Source organism: Brevibacillus agri (assembly GCF_004117055.1).
Classification (GTDB): domain Bacteria; phylum Bacillota; class Bacilli; order Brevibacillales; family Brevibacillaceae; genus Brevibacillus; species Brevibacillus agri.
This window is the reverse complement of record NZ_CP026363.1, coordinates 2206087-2226051: the sequence shown is the minus strand read 5'-3', so window position 1 is coordinate 2226051 and position 19965 is coordinate 2206087. Positions and strand designations below refer to the sequence as shown.

The following is a 19965-nucleotide window of genomic DNA, read 5'->3' as shown; positions in this document are numbered from 1 at the left end:
CTCTCCCGCCTCTTTGCCCGAATCCGACCTGTCCATCGATTCCTTTTACCCGCTCGGGCCAAAAAGGCCAAGTGCAATGCAAGCAAATCCAATCGCGGCAATGATGTTCATGCGCTTAAAAATGCGTTTGGCTTCATCCTTCTTCTGCTGGGCATCCTTTCGCATCCCTACGAACGCCATCACAATCGCAATGAAAACGGCAATGAACCCAATTGGCAATAACAGTACAAAAAACACGCTGTTTCCTCATTTCCTTATCGTTTACGGCGTCTTCTCATATCGCTGCCTGTGCCATTGTACCATGAACCTCCAAGGAGAGCCATTTTCAAAACCCTCCGATAGAATGGTGGTATCGAATCCACAGCCTACCTGCCGAACCGATTTTTCGCTTGGCAATCTTCTGGTGTTTCACGGTGAATAGTAATCAAGCGCCAGTGGGCTTCCGTCAAAGTTTCCGGAAATTGTTGCAGTGACAACCGTTTCCCCATTTTTTCTACGGCATTTGCCACATCTGTTTGAATCAGCAAGTTCTTATTTATGTCAACAATATGCAATTCGATAACCGAGGAGCCGTGGACGTGACAGGCCAATCCTTCATCATAGAGTATGGCATCTTCTGTAAAGCACTTGGCAAGCAGATTGCTATCATAAGAGTTGGATGCCTGAAAGTACGTTTCAATCGCTTCTGGTAATTGTCCATTCATTTTTGGGATACCCCTTCTTTTTGGCAAAGAATGTAGATGGTTCGAACAACTCCTTCGTCAATTGTATGCTCTACCCCGATAACGATCACTCCATGGCCTTGTTTAAGCATTGACGGCAATAATCCCCGATCTAGCCGGACAGCCGCGAACAAATTCGTCTCGAATACCAACTGCCAATCCGCATCGCTTTGCGCGAGCGCTCCGCCGATTGGAGCAGGAGAGGCGCCAACGTTGTTTACCCAAATATCAACGCCCCCAAACCGTTCAAGAATCTCGTTTACAATTTGGGTTGTTCCGACATTCTCTCTGTAAAAAATTGCTGCGTTATCTCGATATTGGACACGCGTGAAATTTTGAAAATGCTATACTCAGAGGTTAGGGAACGGTCTTGAGATGAGGAAGCCTTTGCGGGAGCATTGCGGACAGTATAGTTGAAGTCGCCGGCTCAAGGCCGATCCAATAAAGAATGGCGGTGAATGATGATGGGCGAATTTCTATGCAGAACGGGTCCGGGACCTCGTGAGGAGCACGCCGTCTGGTCGGACTGGCCGTCACTGGTCACCAGGTTCGGTGAATTTTTGCAACAGGAAGAGATGACGAAGCGCTATAGTGCGGAGCACCAGAGCGCCAGGGAAAAGCTGGCTGCCCTAGATGGAACGATGGCCTGCGGGTGTAGTTGAAATCGTCGAGGAACCAAGACCACGATCGGGGTGTGTCAATATGGCTCGTGAAGCAAAGGCCAGCGCAGCTATCTGCCGCTGAACGACTTCCTGACGCATTTGTTCCAACAGCTCCCGCAGCTTTCAGATCCGCAAAAACCCAGAAGCGGGCACGGGGTCGACATTCATTGGTTAGCACCGGGATAGACGGTAGTCGAACCCTATCTACCCCAGCCTATTGAAGTTCCTGTGATCGCCAACTCCTGACCAGGAAGGCATTCTTCTTGTTTTTCGTATACTTGGCTCTTCATGAGATGTTTCCATTCACGCCTGCCTGCGACAGGCGACTGTACTACCTAGAAAGCCTTGTCCCGACTGGGGATTTCACGCGATTTCCGCGAACCTCGTTTGTACGGTCGTATAATACGCAGCGACGTATGCCCAAACTCCCCCAAATCCCAGCAACAGCAGGCATTTGCGAACCTCCCTGAAAATCGCTGTGAGCCTTGGGTTCGCAAATGCAAAATCCACTGCTAAATCATCAAAAACCCTTCCGGATCATACCCTTGTTTGGCACCGACGTGTTCGACCTTCCCCTTCCAATTAGCACCCAGCCGATAGAAGCGCAAGCTGTCTGTCTCCGGCTCTATCATCCTTTTCAGTTTGATATGCAATTCCTTCAGTTGCTGCGGATCAAGCAAACATTCAAACACCGAATTCTGCACTCGCTGGCCGTAATTTTCGCATGTTTTGGCAACCTGCCTCAACCGTCTTTGCCCGTCGGCAGAGGTTGTATTTACATCGTAAGTAATCAACACCATCATCCCACATCACCCTACTTCCAAAAAATGGCGGATAATCATCCAGATCGCCGCGCATGTATCTCGCCAACAGCATCGCTTGCGCGTAAGGAAGAAGTCCGACGGCTATCTTCTCCTCAAAAAATGGATGATAAATCTCGTCCCGCTTGCGCTGCTGCCACTCCGTCAAAACAAGCTTTCTGGCCTCATCGTTCAAAATAAACGCCCCAGACTCCTTCTCTACAAAGTCATCCTTGGTCACCTGTTTCCGGTTAATGAGCGTCAGCGCCGTTCTATCCGCCATATAGACCCGAAACTCCTCCATCAAGTCCAGCGCCAGACCGTTCCGCCCCGGGCGATCCCGATGCAAATATCCGGCTTGTGGATCAAGGCCGACCGTCTCCAGTGCATGCGTAACATCATTCGCGAGCAGCGTGTACAGAAAAGACAGGAGCGCATTCACGCGGTCCCGAGGAGGCCGTTTCACTCTGCCCCTAAACGCGAAGTCCTCTTTATTTGCCAAAATTTGCTCCGGCAACACTGAAAAGTAATGCCGCGCCGCCAGTCCTTCGATTCCCCTCAGTTCATCCAGCGACTTTGCCTTGACGACTTCCCGCATTTGTCGATCCAGCCACGTCACAACGGATTGACATTGCTCCGCTTGAATCCGTTCTGCGTAATCACGCAGCGTACGCTTAACGGATACTCTTGCATTGACAAGCTTGGAATAAACGAACCGTTTTGCCAGCAGCAGCGACTGCTCCTCCCTGTCACACCAGCGGTACTGCGTGCGCCGCAGATGAATATTGCCGGATACCTCTCCCGTCACCCGTGCCTTGAACCGGCCTGTGGGCGTCAGAAACACCAGTGAAATTCCGTTGTCCACACATAAGTTCATCGCTTCCGGACTGACGCCGACGTAACCGAAAATAACAATCGACTCTAACTGAATGCGCGGCACCTGCAATTCTTTGGCACCATCAGCGCGATGCCAGTCAACCATGCATCGCATGGCAAACGAGCCTATCATGCCCTCCCCTCCATGTAAAGCCGCCCACGTAACCATCTGCCTGTTAAAAACCCATTTACACAAAAAAATTTACATTCCCTCAATGTCTAGCACGGGTTATGGTGATGAATCAATATTATGTATGGCATCTCTTCCCCCCGCTCCCCCCAAAATAAAAAAACCCTCCCTTCCGACCATGGGAAGAAAAGGGAGGCTGGGTGGACTGGGTTCAAATCTCTAGTTCACCAAGTCGAACGAGTTCGACTACTGCCTGAGATCGACCTTTGACACCTAATTTTTGCATGACATTCGTGATGTGGTTTGAAGCACACAATCTATAACCATCTAATTGCCTCATGAATATACTGCATATTTTCGTGGAACCCCCAACCGATTCCTTCCGTTTTTTCAACGACAGCGGCGATTCTTTCCTCAAACTCCTCAAACAAATCGTATCCGTCGTCCGCGTTTATCCTGTCGATGACCGATGCAAACATCTTCAGAATACTTTCGTAAAATCGTGAATCTATATCGCCATAAGCATTGGTAAATTCCACACCCATTTCAACGTAAAAGAGCATTAATTCCAACGTATGGTTTGGGCTTTGGGTGATCTTTTCAAACTCATCAATTGCCTTTTTTGCATCTGCCAGCCTCAGTTTTGCGAATCCTCGGTCTGGAAAGAACTCATCTTTCACCTTTTTCTGATATACGGGAAGCAATGCCTCTATGGCTTCCTCCCCAATCAACTTTACGGTTAGAAATAGCTCGGCTTGTTTGCTCGATTTAAAGGTATCAACAAGCAATTCAATAAGTTCTTGCTGCGAAAGGGATTGCAGTTGTTTTTTCAGCTTTGCCGTCGTTAGCTTAATGGGTTTCTTCGATTCTTCAACTTTTATAAATTCTTTTGGATTTAGTTGCTTTTTCTTTTGCAGAAGCTGTTCATTTACTCCTTCAAGGTCAAAATGCTCGGGATCAAACCCCTTTTTCAACCAGGCAATCGTATCTTCATATTCAGGATGTGACTTCGTTGCTAAAATCTCCAAAATCCTTTGATACCCCAAGACACCGCCGCAATCCTCTGGCGGACAATGACGTTCACCTTCGAGACATACAGGATACTGCTTCTCAGGCTGGACAGGCAAGATTTTCTCAAGTATTAAATCATGTTGCCAATCATCGCCAAAGTCGTAGACATATAGCACCTGCTGCCCTTCTTTGGTGATATGGTCAACGATTTTTTCCCTTCGTGCATTCAGCTCTGGTGTGTTTCCTGGTGGAAATGTCGGATCTGGACGGGTAATCGTGAAAGACCCAAAATCAAACAGATAGAGATGATACTCTTCCCATCCCATGACAATCTGTAGCGTCTTATGCAATTGGTGAAAAGTGATTAAGCCATTCACTTGGAATCTTCTCCAGATTGTCGGGTATATATCTTTTAATGCCACTTTAAATTGATAGATCATTCGTTCTACTCCTTAGTAAAAAATAAGACGCTTTATGTTTTAACCCTATTATAGTTGATAGAAATCGTCAACAGACAACAGACAACAAACAAATCAATTTTCACACTAACAGATAGTTATTGAATGAAAATTCAGTCATTAACGAAAAGGTTTGTACTTAGGGTTTGCTGAACGGTTTTCAAACTACAAAAATGTTTCCAAAACCAGGAATTCTATACGAAAGAAGGCGGTTTAACCAGAAGGCAAAAAGATCCCGCAGCCTGCGCTCGAGGTTCATCACCAGGAGTTGCTTGCCGATCGCTCGACGAATCACCTTGCCGTTTGCACGACGTTGTTTGGCCACGGCCAGGTACTCCTTTCGCGCTTTATCCCGATAAGTCCGTGGTTTGCGGGCACGACCAATCTGTGGAGCATGTAACGTGTCGATGATCTCCTCCAGTTTCTCACGCGCCTCATTCAGCAAGTTCAAATCGGTTGGGTACGCCACATCCGCCGGGGCACATGTGGCATCCAGCAACAAGACACCCTGGTTCGGATCTTCCTCGGATGTTGAGTGACGCTTGGTCGTACGTTTACCTTTGGATTTTCTACCGGATTTCGGTTCATCGTCACGGTCGGAATCTGGTGTCGATTTGGCGGCCTCGACCGCGATGATCTCGTTGATTTCGCGGAGAACTTGCGAAAATGCGTCATGAGCGACGGATGGAACGGTGGATGATCCTGATAGCCTTCCAGCCCGATGAAGTATTGCAGATACGGGTTTTCGACAATCTGCTGGACCGTTTCCCGGTCCGACAGTTGCAAACGTTCCTGAATGATGAGTGCCCCGAGGGCGACACGGATGGAAACGGCCTTTTGTCCACGAAACGATTTGCGGAAGGACTTGGCATACTTTTTCTCTGCATGTGCCCACGGTACCAACCGAGCCAACTTGACCCAGCGATTTTCTTTACTCAACTTGCCGCCAAACGGCAAGAAAAAATCATCGGGGAGAAGCAGTTGATTTTCACGATGAGAGAGAAATTCGTACATTCAGATCCGCTCCATGTGCAAGGAATTTGAAGGAAAATCGCCGATTTCCTTGCACATGATTTCGATGAAAACGAGGCAAAACCCTTGTGGCTACAGTATTTTTTATCTGTTCAGCAGCCCCTAATCAGGGCAGTGAATGTGACCATTCCGAGACCCAGCATACAGGAGGCGCTTTTTCTTTTCAAACCGCAAATTAATTCATTACAGGAATAGCTCCTTTTTCAGGATGGTTTTTAGTTGGACAGGCTGCCCAAACCAAAAAAAAGGCGCACCACAACTAAACCCAAACCATTTTCGAAAAATGGATGAGTCCATTTGTCGCAACGCCCCAAATTAACGCAAGCGAATGGATACGGTCGCCCAATTCGCCTCCCGGCTATCATTCATGCGGATAAGTCACCCCGCCGTCGATATCGGATCATGGGTGCCGGCGGGGAATCGCCGACCGGTTAGCTGGGCAGCGATTCCTTGAATCGGTCCTTCAGCCAGCGCCTTCTCGCTTCGCGCCAATTTCCGCTGCGAGCGAGACTGTTGATCCGCCAATACAACGGCGGGTGGGCCATGAATTGAAATTCGAGAAATCTCCAGAGCCACGAATCCCGTTCCAGACTCGAAGCGCGGCCCGTCGACGAACGGCCGTCGGCCATGCGGTGCGCCATGGATTTCTCGAGATCGCGATCCAGGGCGGCCGCCAATTCCGTCAATCCTTGCCCCATCTGCGCAGTTCCCCCGGAAAGCCAGGTTGCGCCGGTAAAATCCGCTCTCACTTCCGTCCACTGAGCGATAAAGGAAAGATACATGGGGAAAACGAACGCGAAAACGTAAACCAACAGAAACATCGCAATTTTGAAATTTTCCGCGAGCCACTTCAGTTGATCGAAAAACAGATACGCCATGCCGGCCAGCAAGCCGATAAAAAGAAACCGCGCCAGCTGATTCGTCAACACATCGCGCTTGCGGATATGGGCCGCTTCGTGGGCCAATATCGCTTCGACGGACGGGGACGGCAATTGCAATGTAGCTGTCGTCAGCATAATCGCGCCGCGTCCGATATTCATCCCGACGGCAAAGCCGTTATAATCCGGCGAATCGACGGAAAACAGGCGGGTATGGGGAATGCCGGCTTTTCTGAAAATCGTTTGCGCCCGCTCAAAAATTTCCCCTTCCGTGATCGGTTCGGCATCCGTCGCAGCGATTAACACCCGATCCGAAACGTAAAAATTCAAACCCCACCATAACAAGACGAACAGGCCGACAGCCCATGCCGGCGCTTTAAGCCAAAGCAATATCGCCAAAAGTCCGGTATATGCGGAAACGCCTTTAACGGTTGAGGCATAATAACCTTTCCAAAACAACCGTTTCAGCACGGCAGGGTGCCACAAAGGCAGCACCTTTTTCTCTTTCCCGCCGGTTCTGTCCGAAGCGGAAGCGAAAGGAGCAAGGAGCCGGTGCCAATGAACGGCGTTATCCGGCGACAAGTAAATCGTTTCCCCGGGAAACGAAAGCTTCAGCACTTGTCCGAACGAACGGGTATAATCCTGATGTGAAGACATGAACGTAAAAAACGGATGCAGCCTGAGCAGGTCGGGAGACGACCAGACGCTTGCCTCTTTCAATTCCCGGAGCGGAAAATCCCTCGGCTGAAACCGGGACAGCACGACAAGATGTTCCTCCTCCGGAAGCCAATACAGGCGGACGGAATAAAAATTCGCCGCCCGTTCTATCGTCTGTATCGATACGGAAATCATCATAAAGACGATAAACACCTTCAATGCCGCATAGGTTTCAGGCGCCAGCCCAAAAAACAGCACCGCCCCCAGACTGACCAAGCCGGTCAACGCGACATCCGCCGCCAATCGCCTCGCATCTTTGCGCTGAACGATTTCGACCGCCCGGACTTCCTGCAGTTTTTGCCGGAGCGCCATTCGCATCTCCCGTTTATTTCGATCAATCAACTCCGAAAAAGCGGCATATGCATGGGCGCCGATGGCCGTCAGCAGTATCGCCTGTCCAACCGGCAAGCGGACGAACAACCCGGTCAGCGCCGCTGCCGCCAACAAAATTTTCGCAGCGGTTGCGGCTTTTTTCGGCAGCCAGACCGAAACGACGTTCATGATGACGGCCAGCGCAACGACCGATATCATGACCAGATTATTGGGCAAAATGTTCATCCCTTCACCCCCTTTGAACAGGAATCATCGTATCCGCCAGCGCTTTGAACTCATCCAGCGACAAATTAGGATCGATAAACAGGACAGAGTAGCTCAGCCTCTGTTCCTGCCAAACGAGCGAACGGAAATCATTCATTTCCATCCATACCCCTGCTTGGCCGCGAATCTTGACAGGTTTCTCGCCGGGAAGGGCCGCGGATTGCTCTTCCCCTTCGGAATCTTCCTGAGACGGAAATACGGACATCGTGAAATAAGGAACCCCGTCCTTCCGGTAATCCAGATTCACCTCATTTCGTTTCAGCACGCCTTGCAATTCCGTCAATTCGATGCGGGAAATGGCGAGTCCGTCCTTTTCGGGAATATGGAGAAACGTTTTTCCAATGCTCTCAACCGCTTCCTCCATGGTGATTTCGCGGGTTGAATTCATTTCGTTCAAATCTTGAATTTCAACGTCTTCGGGAAGTTCAAGCGCAAACGTATCGGCCGGAATATCCGGATTCAGCTCCACTTTGGTGTATGTTGTTTCCGTTCGAATGTTGCCGGATGTCGAAACCGATTTTAAAACCATCCAATTTTCCTTGTCGATCCACAGTTCCTGATCCCCTAACAACGTGGTGCTGTCTTTCGCCTTGGCCATGACCCGGTACGTTGTTCGGTCGGCAATTTCTTCTTCCCCGCGGGCGGAAATCTCATGGGTTTGCTGAATCATTTGCAGCAGTTGCTCGACTTGCTTTTTCGGCGACGTTTGTCCGATTTGGAGCAGTTCCGGATCATCGCTGACCATCGCCTGCTTGAGCTCAGGCTGATAGATGATCAGCCGGGCGCCGTCATGGATGGTAACCGTCTTCGCGCTTCCGTCCTGAGCCTCCGCCTCGGTCCGCCTTTTGCCGTCCTTGCTCACCCATTCTTTCATGAGGATCAGCTCCGGCTCTTTTCCTGTCCCATCGGTAGTTTTCATTTCAACTTCGACGTAATGCGCGCTAGGTTCATGCGATCGATCCAGCGCATGTTGAAGAACTTGTTCCGGTAAAAAGTCCGGGTTGGACGAACAGCCGAAAAGTCCGACCATCATCAGCCCGATCAAGCCCAAACATCCTTTTCTCTTTATCTTTGTCATGTCCGTTCACCTTCTTCGTTCATTAAGGGCAGGCGGCAGATTACGCAGGTTCCGATATTCTCCTTGGAGTAAATCGCAACGTCGCCGCCATGCTTCTCCAAAATTCGCCTCGTAATGCTAAGTCCAAGGCCGGCCCCGCGGGCAGCTTGTTTTCCTCGAGCCGGATCTGCCTGATAAAGCGGATCAAACACGTGCGGAAGCTTGTCTGGCGCAATGCCCTCTCCTTCATTTTGAACGATAAAAAATACGCTGTCCGGCGTATCCAACCGGGCCTCTTCTTTCACGAAATTGAACAGCCACTCCATGGGGAGGCGATCCGACGAAGCGGCCGCAAGCCAGATCCGCATTCCCGTTTTCGTATGCCGCAGCGCATTGCTCATCAGATTGTTCGCGACGCGGATCATTTGATTCGGGTTCACCCGGACATTTCCACTCACATCGCTGCGAACGAGGAGCTGGATATGTTTTTCTTTGCACAACAGCTCATAATCGGAAACCAGCATGTCGAAAAATTCACCGCCGTCCACTTCCACCAGTTCGATCTCATAGGTAGGCGACTGCAGCAAGGTATGCATCAATAAATCGTCCAGCATCTGTTTCATGTGGTTGGCTTTCTCGACGATAATTCCGCGGTACTCTTCCCGCTCGCTCGCGGACAACTCCTGCTCCGAAGCCAGCGACTCGGCATAAGCGCAAATCGACATCAGCGGCGTTTTCAAGTCATGGGAAATGGCCGCAATCATGAATTCTTTTTCCCGCTGCTCTTGCGCGAGCTTTTTTCTTGCAGCCTCGATTTGCCTGCGCATTTTGTGAAAGTGTCCGGTTAATTGTCCGATCTCGTCTTTCCCCTCGGGCAATTCCTGGACGGTTTCCCCTTTGGCGAAAGCGGTCATTTGCTGCATCAAATGAGTCAATCTGCTGTTTAACTTGCGATTGACCCCCCTCACGACGGCCAAGTAGATCAGCGTAAACAAGCCTATAAAAACGCCGATCAAGAGCCAACCGCGCTGCGATACGCCCGAAACCCATTCGTCGCGGCTCAATTGGATGTCGAAAAACCCGACCAGTTCGGGGCCTGAAAAAACTGGCTGCTTGTAGCCGTATGCGCGGTAGCCTTGTTGCAGGGAATACAGATTTTCGTACAATTGTTTCCTGCCAAGTGAAAATTGCGGCGAAACGCGCAAACGATCCGAAGTGTAAAGCACAACGCCGTCGCGATTATAGAGAACGATCGAAACCTGCGGTTGAATCAGCTTTTCAACTTGCGCACGTTCCGCGTTTATTTCATACCATTTCGGGTCGTCCAAAACGGAGATCAAGTATTGCAAATGAGCCTGTTTTTGCACGTATTCTTCCACATTCAAATCTTTATGATAGGCCTGAACCCAGACGAACAGGACATACGCGGCGGTCAAAGGGAGAATCATGACGATAAAATAGGACAGCAACAGCCACGTTTTGATTTTCATAGCGGTTCACCGATAAACCGGTAGCCTTTTCCCCACACGGTCTGGATAAACCGCGGATTTTTCACCGGGTCGGCAAGCTTTTCCCGAAGCGATTTAATGTGGACCGTGACGGTATGCAATCCTGCCGCGTCCGCTTGCTGCCAAACGTGCTGGTACAATTCTCTTTTGGAAAAGACCGTTTCGGGATGCTGCGCCAGCACGCTCAGCAAATCGAATTCTTTGGCCGTCAAAGCAATTTCGAAGCCGTCCAGTTCAGCCTTCTGCCGATCCCAATACAAGGTCAGGCCGCCCATGTATTCGGTTTCGTTCTCCGGCACCGGTTGCCCTTTGTAACGCCGCCACCGGCGAAGCAGCGACTCCACGCGGGCTTTAAGTTCCGCCAGGCTAAACGGTTTCGTCAAATAGTCGTCTGCGCCGAGATGAAGGCCCTTCACCTTGACTTCGTCTTCTTTGCGTGCGCTGATGATCAGGATCGGGACGTCGCTTTTCCAGCGAATATTTTTGCAAAGGTCAAAGCCGTCCATCTCCGGCAGCATCAGATCGACGAGCACAAGATCGTAAGATTGCTTTAAAAAATCTTCCCACCCTTCCAGACCGCTAGTCGACCACGTCACATGATAGTTTTCCCTCCTTAACGTATCGCGAACAACGCGGGCGATTTCCGGATCGTCTTCTACCAGCAGCAGGCTGCCCTTCATGAATGCTCCCTCCTGTGTCCCAATGTAACATATCAGGTTTTGATCATCGCAAATTATATACTTTCTTTATAATTAATCCGTATGTCCAAAATTTCCCTAACCGCGTAAAATGTATACAAGCGGCCTCCGTTTGATGTCGTGCGCGTTTTTAACACCATTATTTTTAATCCACCGCCGCCTTTTTCAGCAAGTTATGGGCAAGCATCCGGCGGGAGGACTACTTTTCATTTTCAGGGCTTATACAATTGCGACTGTAGACGCCGCCTAGCGCCAGTTGCTCCTCATGCTCCCCCTGTTCAGCGATTCCCCCTACGTCACCACTACGATCCAGTCAGCGTCCTTGATCATCGCCAAACGATGGGCAATGACCAGCATGATGTGACCCGCCGCGAGTTCGGCCAGCTACTGTTGGATCGACCACTCCGTCTTGATATTGAGCGTCGAGGTCGCTTCGTCCAGAATCAGAACCTGCGAGTTCTTCAAGAACATGCAGGCACGCCAGCCACTAGTTCTTCTCGCCGGACAGCTTCATCCCTCTCTCTCCGATTACCGTGTCCATGCCCTGCTCCTGCTCGCGGATGAACCCATCAAACCGGGCTCGTCTGGCCGCCTCCCATACAAAGCGGGGATCAACCTGGTCCTTTGCTATCACGTTAGGAACTGATCCAGAGACTGGCAAGCGTAAGCAGATCAGGCGAATCACTTCTTGTCTGTCGCTGAAAAGGACAAGTATTACATCGCTTTTGTACTCGCCATTTATACAGGGATGCGTCGCGGAGAGATCCTTGGTTTACGTTGGAAGGACATTGACTTTGACCAAGCGAAAATCAGCGTGCAGCAGACGCTTTACCGCCCGTCCAACCAGGGAATTATCTTTCAGGAGCCCAAAACAAAAAGCGCGAAGCGACGGATTGCTATTCCGCAATTTGTGCTCCAGGAGTTGAAGCGGCATAAAGCTCGACAGAACAAATTACGTTTCGAGTACGGTGAGGGCTATCAGGACCACGATCTGGTTGTCTGTTACGATGACGGGCGCCCACAAGACCCGCGAAACCTGCTCAGGCATTACGAGCGGATCACCAAGAAAAGCGGCCTGCCTCCCATCCGCTTCCACGATCTGCGCCATACGCATGCAACCATGTTGCTGCAGATGGGGGAGCATCCCAAGGTCGTATCAGAACGCCTGGGCCACAGCCGTGTGGGGATCACAATGGACGTGTACAGTCATGTCATGCCGGACATGCAAAAAGATGCGGCTGACAACTTCGAAAAAATGATGAAGCAGAAACGCTCAAAATGACTTTAGTCGAATAAAGGTTGTCAAAATGTTGTCAAGCGACAACGTGGAGGCACTATGTTGTCAGGGTGGATGGTCGAAGACATAAGAAAAACCCTTGATTACCAAGGGTTTCAGCATTCATTATATGGTGATCCGGACTGGGTTCGAACCAGCGACCCCCACCCTGTCAAGTAAACTGGAACGAAATGTTGTCCTTTTACTGACTGGGATTGTATTTGATATATCAAACCACTTACTTCCAGTATCAATTATCATAAATATATAGTAGTCGGGAAAAGAAGTCAAGTGGTCGCCTTAAAATATCTCCGATAATACACAAAGTTTGTTTAAATCTAAATCAAGCTCTTAACCAGTATCTGCTTTTCAGACGTCAAACTCCCATCATTCAGCGTGCAAATCAACTTGAAGTAACCTGTTTTATTATTGCTGTTCGCTTTCAACGTGCAACTTTTATTCGACTGATTTGTTATCGTTACGAGATCAGTTGTTCCTCCAGTTGTATTGGTAATACTCCACGTTGCCGGTTGCATTGAAACTTGTTGACCGTTGTTGGTCAATACGGCATTCCATGTTTTAGTTTGAGTCACTCTCATATCAGGATCACCAACGATTGTTAAAACGTAATTGTCTTGCTGAACTGCTTCAACAGTGAGTGTGATAGTATCCTTAACATCTGATTTTTCAGCCAATGCAGCCGTAATGGTTACAGTTCCAGGATTAACCGCAGTAACCAATCCACTGGTGTCAACTGTAGCAATATTAGTATCGCTTGAACTAAATGTAATTGCCATGCCCGAAACAGATTGACCATTAAGTGTGACAGACACATTCAACTGTAATGTATTTTCTTGTTGAATGGTTGTTTCGGTGTTAGTTATATCTACCACATAAACATATTTCCTTGCATCAGCAATTTCATTCTCCACATCGTCAACTGCTGAGTTAAACTGATCCTGTTTACACCACAATCTGAGTAACCCTTTATGAGTTCTGTCAATAGCTTCTACTTTCCACGCTCTGCCCATTTTAATGAATCGCTGCCCAGCTTCAATTTCCAATGTTTCTTGATTTTCTTGGAGAGTGACAAGAATCTTACTTGCTGGCAAGGTCATATATTGGCCAGTTTCCACGTCAAACACGCGCCCATCAACAATGGCAGGAAACTCTTTTACAATGCCAAAATTAATCTTAATCGGATAATCACAGACACGCATAAACGCCCTGTAACGTCCATTACGCTGTCCATTTACTTCGGAGATAATCAACCAATCCTCATTGTTGTAATGGACAATATCGCCACGTTCAATTGGCGTAAGGGTACTTATCTTTTTATCATCAACATCGGTTGAAAGTGTCGTATTTGAAATGACCACTTTTACAGATTGGTTATTGATTTGTACATTCTGACCAATAGTGTCAAGGATGTATTGGAAGTCATCTGGATTGGACTGAAATAGGTTAATCATGTACATCCCCCTTACTGATTAAAGAGCATAAAAAAAGAGCCATTTTGATTAGCTGCTTTATCTTCGTCAATTTTCATCTTGCGGATTTTGTTTTCTAGTTGGTCGATTCGTGCCATTAGGTTTTCATGGAATTGGGAAACTGTCTGGTCATCTGACGTGTAATTTTTCATTAAGTGCGGTTGGTTGCCAATGCTTTCTAAAATGGACAATGCCGTTTCGTATATCTTTCTCGTTTGTGCCTTGTCAGTTGCATTGTATGTATCAGTGGCATTTAAGCTATTTTCGGCTAGATAAACATTGATTTCATCAGGTGTAAGAGTAATACCTTTGATTTCCATTTCCAATCTTGCTTTATTGTCCACGTTTGGTTCCTCCTTTAGAAATGTAAACACTCCTAGCCGTTGACTAGGAGTATTGATCATTATTCTGATGTTTGAATTGACGTTAATATGCCATTCTTAAAGTACAAATACTTTGTTCCTTGAGATTTTAGATCATAAACCCATTGTTCTTCTGTTCCCCAAGCATATTTAGAGACATTTTTTCTTGTTGGAAGTCCCCATGATAGCCAAACCATATCTTCATTCATTCCAACAAATACAGAATTCTTTTTAATGTGATCCCATACCTTATTTGACCATTTGTACGTTGTATACGGATTGGATAGTAAAAATCCAAAATGTACACTGTATTCATCATATGCTGTCAGATAATAAATCATGTCACCTGATTTAAGTTTCAAGGTAAAAAAAGTATCTTCTTTGATTTCTAATATCCACATGGGTGCAAATTTTTCAACATCTACATATTTACCATCTGCATCTTTCATGAGAGTGGTTCTAGTCCATATTGTTCTGCCCATGTAATCTTTTATCGCATTCTTAAACTGCTTTAATTTTTCGCTCTCTTGATTATTTACGACATTATTACCGTTGTTAGTCAGATTATATTTTTGCTCTAATTCCTTTTTCATCTTGTTATAACTGGCATAAGGATCAACTGCTATCAGTTGTGTTTTATCTATTTTTACGATATTTGCAATTGGCTCAAACTTAACCTCGTAATTAAATAACTGGGTAATAAGTGATGAAGGAACCATAAGCGTACCATTGACAACCTTGGGTGGAAAATCCATTAAGAAAGGTTTTCCATCTAGTTTTCCTAAATCTTTATTCGGGCTAATCTCAATTCTAATAGTGTCAAACTGATAACCTTTTAGGGTGCTTGTTGATTGATCCCATTCGACTTTAATATCTAAATTCTCAAAGACAGCTTTTGCTGGAATAAATATGGTACCACCATCTACTATTCCATTTTGTCCTTGTATTGCTTTATCATTTATCTTGACTGTAACAGGTGGGTAATCTTCTGCTGATCCGACTTTTTCAAATCCTAATACACTCAACAGCAAAGTAAGGACGAAGAAACATTTAATAAGTCGGCTATGTCTCATAGATTATCCTCCATATGCATATGGCACTAAGCAACTGGTTTGTTAATCTTATTTTTGATTTCTTCTAAAATATTTATCTTCTTATAGATATCAGATAAAAGTTCAATAACTTCAGCGAAGCCATGCAGAATTATTGTCGAAAAAATTGAAGCAACCCATACATAAATTGCAATACTCCAACTAAAATCCCTTGTGATATTACCTGCTACTATTCCGGCAATGATACCAACTACAACTTGAATATTAGCGACTGTTTTAACCGCTTTTGCTTTACCATTTTGATACTGTTCCGACATGAATAAAACCCTCCTTATAGAAATTATAGGAGGATTTTACCATACAATTAGGGCTTCTTGATCAATTTGTCGAAAAATTCTAGTATGTGGTCATGGGAAAAGAAAAACGCTCACCAGTGATTGGTGAATGGCCAGAATATTATTCGCTTAAAGTGTGTGTAAAATGATATGCTAGGCCGCCCTTTTTCCACTTAGGGGTATCGAACAATCCCAATGAAAACTTGATTTTATCACGTCTATTCCCGAACATTCCCCAGATTAAAACCGTTGATAATGTTAGTTATCAACACCTGACCACAAAACAGGCAAAAAATAGACCACAATCTCTATGAGTTAGTGGTCAACATATTAACAAATAAGCTGTCAAACTGGATCAAACAACAAAAGGCAGCAGAAGGAACGCAAAAATTTAAAAAAATCACGTTCCCTGCTATTTATTTTTATTGTTTCATCAGATGAAACGATTAGTATAACATGTGTGGGCGAGTGGACATTATCCCTTTCTACTCAATCCCTTATCATTCTTGCATTTGTTGCCCATCTTTATTTCCTAAATCATCAGATTTCTTATCATCTTTATCTTTTTTATTTCCCATATTATTTTCCATCTGTTCTTCTCTAAGTCGATCCATCTCTTGTGCCTTATTTGACGTATATGGGTTCTGCTCAACGGCTGTTTCCAAACTAAGCATATTAATACTACGCAGCTTAACGATGTTATCAACAATTTCAGTTCTATTCTTAGGACGAGCATATTGGAATATTAACTCTAATTCATCGAAATCATCTTGATTAACCGCAATTCCTTTTAACTCCATTAACTTCTTAAACACCTTTAACCTTTCCATTAACCCTTCTTTAAGCCATGATTCATTTAATGCACCACGTACATCCGCTACAGAATAGAGTAGAAGTAAGGACGTTTCTGAGATATTGCTCAACTCAACTGATGACATAGCAATGCCAGGTGTATTAGAAATTGTCAAAAGGGCTTGATATATCGTCCCGTATATCTCTTTGAAACTCATGTGATCCAGTTTATTGGATATCATATCTGCCGTAGAACCGTCATCTAAATTCAACGCATTACCGACCAAATGCGGATTAAACCCATCCCCTTTTAGGATCTGGCCTGATATAATCATTAGTGGATTGTGGTGTTTGTAAAATGAATCAGAAAATTTAGATAATACATCTTCTAGCTGATCAATTAATGGAATAATATCCTCTAAACTGCTGCGCCCACTATTCTCGTCCAATTCGTTCTGGTCATTCTTATACCTGATTGGAAGGCCACTAATATTCGTAAACTCTGCAACCTTCCTTAATTGTCCACCTACATCGTCCCATTTCTCAATCCGATCTTCATAAAACACATTGTAGTAAGAGCATCCATCAACTACATAATGTTCAATGAATCCAATATATTTATTATCCGGCGAAATGACTTCATATCCATCCTCCGGCTTTACGATATAGCTCTGAATATCCTTATTTTCATCCAGATAGCAAACTTCCCAACACATCCCATATTTAATCACATTGTCCAGAATCTTTTTCGTTACCCTATCATAGTTACCTTTCCGCCACACCTTCTTAAACTTCTTAACTGTTGCATCTTTGCCGGAAATAGTGATCGGGTTACCTAACAAGTATGTTGATTCAAAGTTTAGTATATTTTTTGCCAGATTTAGAACAATGGTTCTAGGGTAGTATTCTTTTCCGTTCCATACTTCTACACTCCGATTCAAGATTTTATGTTTGCCGTTCAGATATTCTCGTAAGTCAAGTACATGATTGACACGTTGTTGATGATATACCTTTTTGCATTCCTCCACAAACCATTCTAGATTCCCGTCAAATTTTTCTAAAACGTATTGTTGAATACTCATTTACTGACCTCCTTACGCAATATCAACATAATATTTATTTTGTTTCATCGCTTGGCACGCAAGCGCAGCCGCCACGATCAAATCGTCGTGATTACCTTCACCTTTTTTATTGTTCATTTTTCCGTCTACTTCTTGGAATATCTGCATCTGTTGAAGGGTTTCTTTACAGTGGAGATTAATAAAACCCCTTTCAAATTGTTCTTTAAAGTCACTAATCATGATTGATTTAGAAGTATTCGTTGTTGTCCAGCCCAATTGAAGCTTCTTTTTGCCTTTCTGATCGAATACTTTCTGCTTCAAAAGGTTCATGTATTCATAATCTTTCCGTAGACGTTCAATTAATGGTAGACCCAGGTTATTCCTTTCGATAGCAAGGTAAGCATAGTTACACCATTTCCCGATTGTATCCACTATTTCAGCAAAAAGATAAACAGGTACTTTGTTATGATAAAAACTCAGCACCTGTTCGCCTTCATTATCAAAAATGGTTACTGTTGAATAGTCGCCACCTGATCCACTGGCAGTATCCACTCCACCAAACATTTTGATTCCCTTTTTAGGCAATTTGTAGATGTACAATCCTCTGTTTATATATAGCTTTAAAACGTCTGGTAACTGGCTATATACTTCATTCGTTGAAAGTGGCTCTAAAATGTAATTCAGACGTTCTAACACTTTGGATTGGTCGAAAACACTTTGACCCGTAGAAATAAATGATTCCATTGGATTGCTAGGATACTCCTGATAAAACTCCTGCAAAGTCATATCAAGCAATTTATATCTACGCCACATCAGGAAACGTAAATTAGCACCTTTTTCAAATAGGATCTTCTCATCTGGCTCTAAATCCTTTTCTCTGAGCCGATTCCCTTTATTGTTTGCCTTAAACCATTCTTCCGCTTCGTCATGTTGATTGCGATTCTGTTCTTTATATAATTCATGATAGAACGGTATGAAATAAGGTTTATACTTTGAGTTGCCCTTGTAGGCAGACATAAACAACTTATAATAATGGTTGTTTGTCCCATTACTTGTCGTTTCTATGGTCAGTTTTCCATTGTCAATCAATGCCTGTTCAACGGATAGTAACTGTTTCTCTTGATTGGCATAATGGGCAAATTCTGAAAGGTGTGTCCATGTCGGACTAAAGCCCCTAGCAATTTCTTTGTTGCCTGCCACTGCACAAACAACTCGGCTACCATTTTCAAATAATAATTCATCTCTCGAATCCCTTTTTGTTTCGGGAAATAAGTCAGGGTATTGATCTCTTGGTAGCCACATGTTCATCTTTTTCAGTGTCTCAAATAAATATTTAGACGAATCTGTTTTATACGAAACAATCAAAATACTCTCGTTCTCCCTTGTGCAACAACGCCAAAGTGCCGCTGCGAGCATGTATGTAGATACGCCCGCTTTTCTCGCTTTATTCACCACAACAAAACGATTATTCTCTATTAACTCATCCAATTCAATTTGTGCTGAGTTTAGGTTAAACTTTACTTTCTGGTTTTTTGTGTCTGTAATATAAATGAAATTCTTGGCAAACAGTTCAAATGAACCCATTATCTTTTCAAGTTTTTGTTTTTTAGTTAGTGCAGCCACCGTTTCACATCCTTTCAGGTAAAACAATAAAGGGAGTGCCATATTAGACACCCCACTACAGTTCTAAATCGTCATCTTCTTCCTCTTGTTCAACAATATTTCCAAACGCTTTTAAAGCTTGTTGTTTATGATGTTCAATTTCTTTCTGGAGAGTAAGCAACAACTTAACCGCTTTTTCATCACCTTTAACCGCTTTATCCCTTACGGCTTCGTACATGTCAATTAAATCCTGTGCGGTTTTTGTCGCCAATACCATGCTGGCTATATTTTTAAATTCGTCAGTACGCTCCCATTTATGGAAACTGTTCATCGTCTTTTTGTTTACGGTTTTCAAAAACTCTTCCTCGGTCATGGTCTTGTTTGTGTCATACCAAAGGTTAAACCGATACTTTATGTATTGTTGCTTCGGAAACGGTAACTTGGCAATTACATCATATATGTTCATTGTGTGTCACCACCTTGATACTTTTCCAGCATTCTTTCTAAAGCAGCTCTAACATCATAATTAGGATCGTATTCAATCCCGTATTTCTCCATTAATCGCGTTAATGTTGCATTTACATCAATATTGGGATCATATTTGATTCCGTACTTTTCAGCCATTGCTGTAAGTTTACGGTTCGTTTCCTTTAAGCTATCTAATATCTCGTCCAATTCCTTCAAGTGTTTATTATCCATAGAGAAAATCCTCCTTAGTTTTGTTTTAAAATAGAAAAGGTGACTACCTTGATAAATAGCCACCATGAATAACTCAATTCCCAGTATTCCTATTGGATATTAAATATGTATGTACGAAATCACTATTAATACATTATTTATTATTTTAGC

At 45.0% G+C, this 19965-nt stretch carries 20 protein-coding genes and 3 pseudogenes; 2 read left to right on the top strand and 21 right to left on the bottom strand.

Features of this window, described 5'->3' with window-relative positions; all coding sequences use genetic code 11:
- Positions 1 to 45: 45 nt before the first annotated feature.
- The 3 genes from BA6348_RS11150 to BA6348_RS11140 all read right to left on the bottom strand — a co-directional run bounded on the left by BA6348_RS11150 (position 46) and on the right by BA6348_RS11140 (position 949).
- Positions 46 to 237 (bottom strand): hypothetical protein, encoded by a 192-nt coding sequence (locus BA6348_RS11150; RefSeq protein ID WP_007784731.1) that lies wholly within the window; start codon positions 235 to 237, stop codon positions 46 to 48.
- A gap of 128 nt (positions 238 to 365) precedes the next feature.
- The gene (locus BA6348_RS11145) at positions 366 to 704 is read right to left on the bottom strand and encodes a hypothetical protein (RefSeq protein WP_005829166.1); all 339 of its coding nucleotides are present in this window, start codon (positions 702 to 704) and stop codon (positions 366 to 368) included.
- Entirely contained in the window at positions 701 to 949 is a 249-nt protein-coding gene (locus tag BA6348_RS11140; RefSeq protein ID WP_235694703.1) for an SDR family NAD(P)-dependent oxidoreductase, read from the bottom strand. Before BA6348_RS11140 ends, BA6348_RS11145 begins: the two co-directional genes overlap by 4 nt.
- A gap of 231 nt (positions 950 to 1180) precedes the next feature.
- On the opposite strand from BA6348_RS11140, the gene BA6348_RS11135 reads away from it, so the two are divergent.
- Positions 1181 to 1384: an ABC transporter substrate-binding protein gene (locus BA6348_RS11135; protein ID WP_242507478.1), complete on the top strand. Its 204-nt coding sequence runs from the start codon at positions 1181 to 1183 to the stop codon at positions 1382 to 1384.
- Between the two features lie 512 nt (positions 1385 to 1896).
- On the opposite strand, the gene cas2 is transcribed toward BA6348_RS11135, so the two are convergent.
- The 10 genes and pseudogenes from cas2 to BA6348_RS27330 form a co-directional block, all read right to left on the bottom strand.
- On the bottom strand, positions 1897 to 2187 hold the full coding sequence (cas2, locus tag BA6348_RS11130; protein ID WP_025846424.1) for a CRISPR-associated endonuclease Cas2: 291 nt from the start codon (positions 2185 to 2187) through the stop codon (positions 1897 to 1899).
- Complete coding sequence (cas1c, locus tag BA6348_RS11125; protein ID WP_005829172.1) at positions 2069 to 3193, bottom strand: type I-C CRISPR-associated endonuclease Cas1c; 1125 nt, start codon at positions 3191 to 3193, stop codon at positions 2069 to 2071. The genes cas2 and cas1c overlap by 119 nt, the downstream gene beginning before the upstream one ends.
- A 208-nt stretch (positions 3194 to 3401) precedes the next feature.
- Positions 3402 to 3494: pseudogene (locus BA6348_RS11120) on the bottom strand (helix-turn-helix transcriptional regulator); the annotation flags it as partial.
- A 13-nt stretch (positions 3495 to 3507) separates the two neighbouring features.
- Entirely contained in the window at positions 3508 to 4641 is a 1134-nt protein-coding gene (locus BA6348_RS11115; RefSeq protein ID WP_005829175.1) for a DUF6155 family protein, read from the bottom strand.
- 283 nt (positions 4642 to 4924) lie between these two features.
- Positions 4925 to 5673 (bottom strand): annotated as a pseudogene (locus tag BA6348_RS11105) (transposase); the annotation flags it as partial.
- Between the two features lie 449 nt (positions 5674 to 6122).
- Positions 6123 to 7844, bottom strand: a complete 1722-nt coding sequence (locus BA6348_RS11100; RefSeq protein WP_005829177.1) for a M56 family metallopeptidase — start codon at positions 7842 to 7844, stop codon at positions 6123 to 6125.
- Between the two features lie 4 nt (positions 7845 to 7848).
- Positions 7849 to 8961: a LolA family protein gene (locus BA6348_RS11095; protein WP_122953024.1), complete on the bottom strand. Its 1113-nt coding sequence runs from the start codon at positions 8959 to 8961 to the stop codon at positions 7849 to 7851.
- Positions 8958 to 10430, bottom strand: a complete 1473-nt coding sequence (locus BA6348_RS11090) for a HAMP domain-containing sensor histidine kinase (RefSeq protein WP_122953025.1) — start codon at positions 10428 to 10430, stop codon at positions 8958 to 8960. Before BA6348_RS11090 ends, BA6348_RS11095 begins: the two co-directional genes overlap by 4 nt.
- Positions 10427 to 11128 carry a response regulator transcription factor gene (locus BA6348_RS11085; protein WP_005829184.1) on the bottom strand — a complete coding sequence of 234 codons (702 nt, stop codon included), beginning with the start codon at positions 11126 to 11128 and terminating at the stop codon, positions 10427 to 10429. Before BA6348_RS11085 ends, BA6348_RS11090 begins: the two co-directional genes overlap by 4 nt.
- Before the next feature lie 217 nt (positions 11129 to 11345).
- Positions 11346 to 11747 (bottom strand): annotated as a pseudogene (locus tag BA6348_RS27330) (multidrug ABC transporter ATP-binding protein); the annotation flags it as partial.
- A gap of 87 nt (positions 11748 to 11834) precedes the next feature.
- On the opposite strand from BA6348_RS27330, the gene BA6348_RS11080 reads away from it, so the two are divergent.
- Positions 11835 to 12428: a site-specific integrase gene (locus tag BA6348_RS11080; RefSeq protein WP_242507477.1), complete on the top strand. Its 594-nt coding sequence runs from the start codon at positions 11835 to 11837 to the stop codon at positions 12426 to 12428.
- A gap of 332 nt (positions 12429 to 12760) precedes the next feature.
- Here the strand turns inward: BA6348_RS11080 and BA6348_RS11075 are convergent, their stop codons facing one another.
- From BA6348_RS11075 to BA6348_RS11040, 8 genes are all read right to left on the bottom strand, one after another.
- Positions 12761 to 13894 (bottom strand): Ig-like domain-containing protein, encoded by a 1134-nt coding sequence (locus BA6348_RS11075; protein ID WP_165328985.1) that lies wholly within the window; start codon positions 13892 to 13894, stop codon positions 12761 to 12763.
- Between the two features lie 11 nt (positions 13895 to 13905).
- Complete coding sequence (locus BA6348_RS11070) at positions 13906 to 14256, bottom strand: hypothetical protein (RefSeq protein WP_122953028.1); 351 nt, start codon at positions 14254 to 14256, stop codon at positions 13906 to 13908.
- Between the two features lie 59 nt (positions 14257 to 14315).
- A complete protein-coding gene (locus BA6348_RS11065; protein WP_122953029.1) occupies positions 14316 to 15347 on the bottom strand; it encodes a copper amine oxidase N-terminal domain-containing protein in 1032 nt (343 codons plus the stop codon).
- A 26-nt stretch (positions 15348 to 15373) separates the two neighbouring features.
- Positions 15374 to 15643, bottom strand: coding sequence for a hypothetical protein (locus BA6348_RS11060; protein ID WP_122953030.1), 270 nt, complete (start codon positions 15641 to 15643; stop codon positions 15374 to 15376).
- 518 nt (positions 15644 to 16161) lie between these two features.
- Positions 16162 to 17535: a phage portal protein gene (locus BA6348_RS11055; protein WP_122953031.1), complete on the bottom strand. Its 1374-nt coding sequence runs from the start codon at positions 17533 to 17535 to the stop codon at positions 16162 to 16164.
- A 12-nt stretch (positions 17536 to 17547) separates the two neighbouring features.
- Positions 17548 to 19137 carry a phage terminase large subunit family protein gene (locus tag BA6348_RS11050; RefSeq protein WP_307723488.1) on the bottom strand — a complete coding sequence of 530 codons (1590 nt, stop codon included), beginning with the start codon at positions 19135 to 19137 and terminating at the stop codon, positions 17548 to 17550.
- A 55-nt stretch (positions 19138 to 19192) separates the two neighbouring features.
- Entirely contained in the window at positions 19193 to 19582 is a 390-nt protein-coding gene (locus BA6348_RS11045) for a hypothetical protein (protein WP_122953033.1), read from the bottom strand.
- Positions 19579 to 19815, bottom strand: a complete 237-nt coding sequence (locus tag BA6348_RS11040) for a hypothetical protein (protein ID WP_122953034.1) — start codon at positions 19813 to 19815, stop codon at positions 19579 to 19581. The genes BA6348_RS11045 and BA6348_RS11040 overlap by 4 nt, the downstream gene beginning before the upstream one ends.
- Positions 19816 to 19965: the final 150 nt, after the last annotated feature.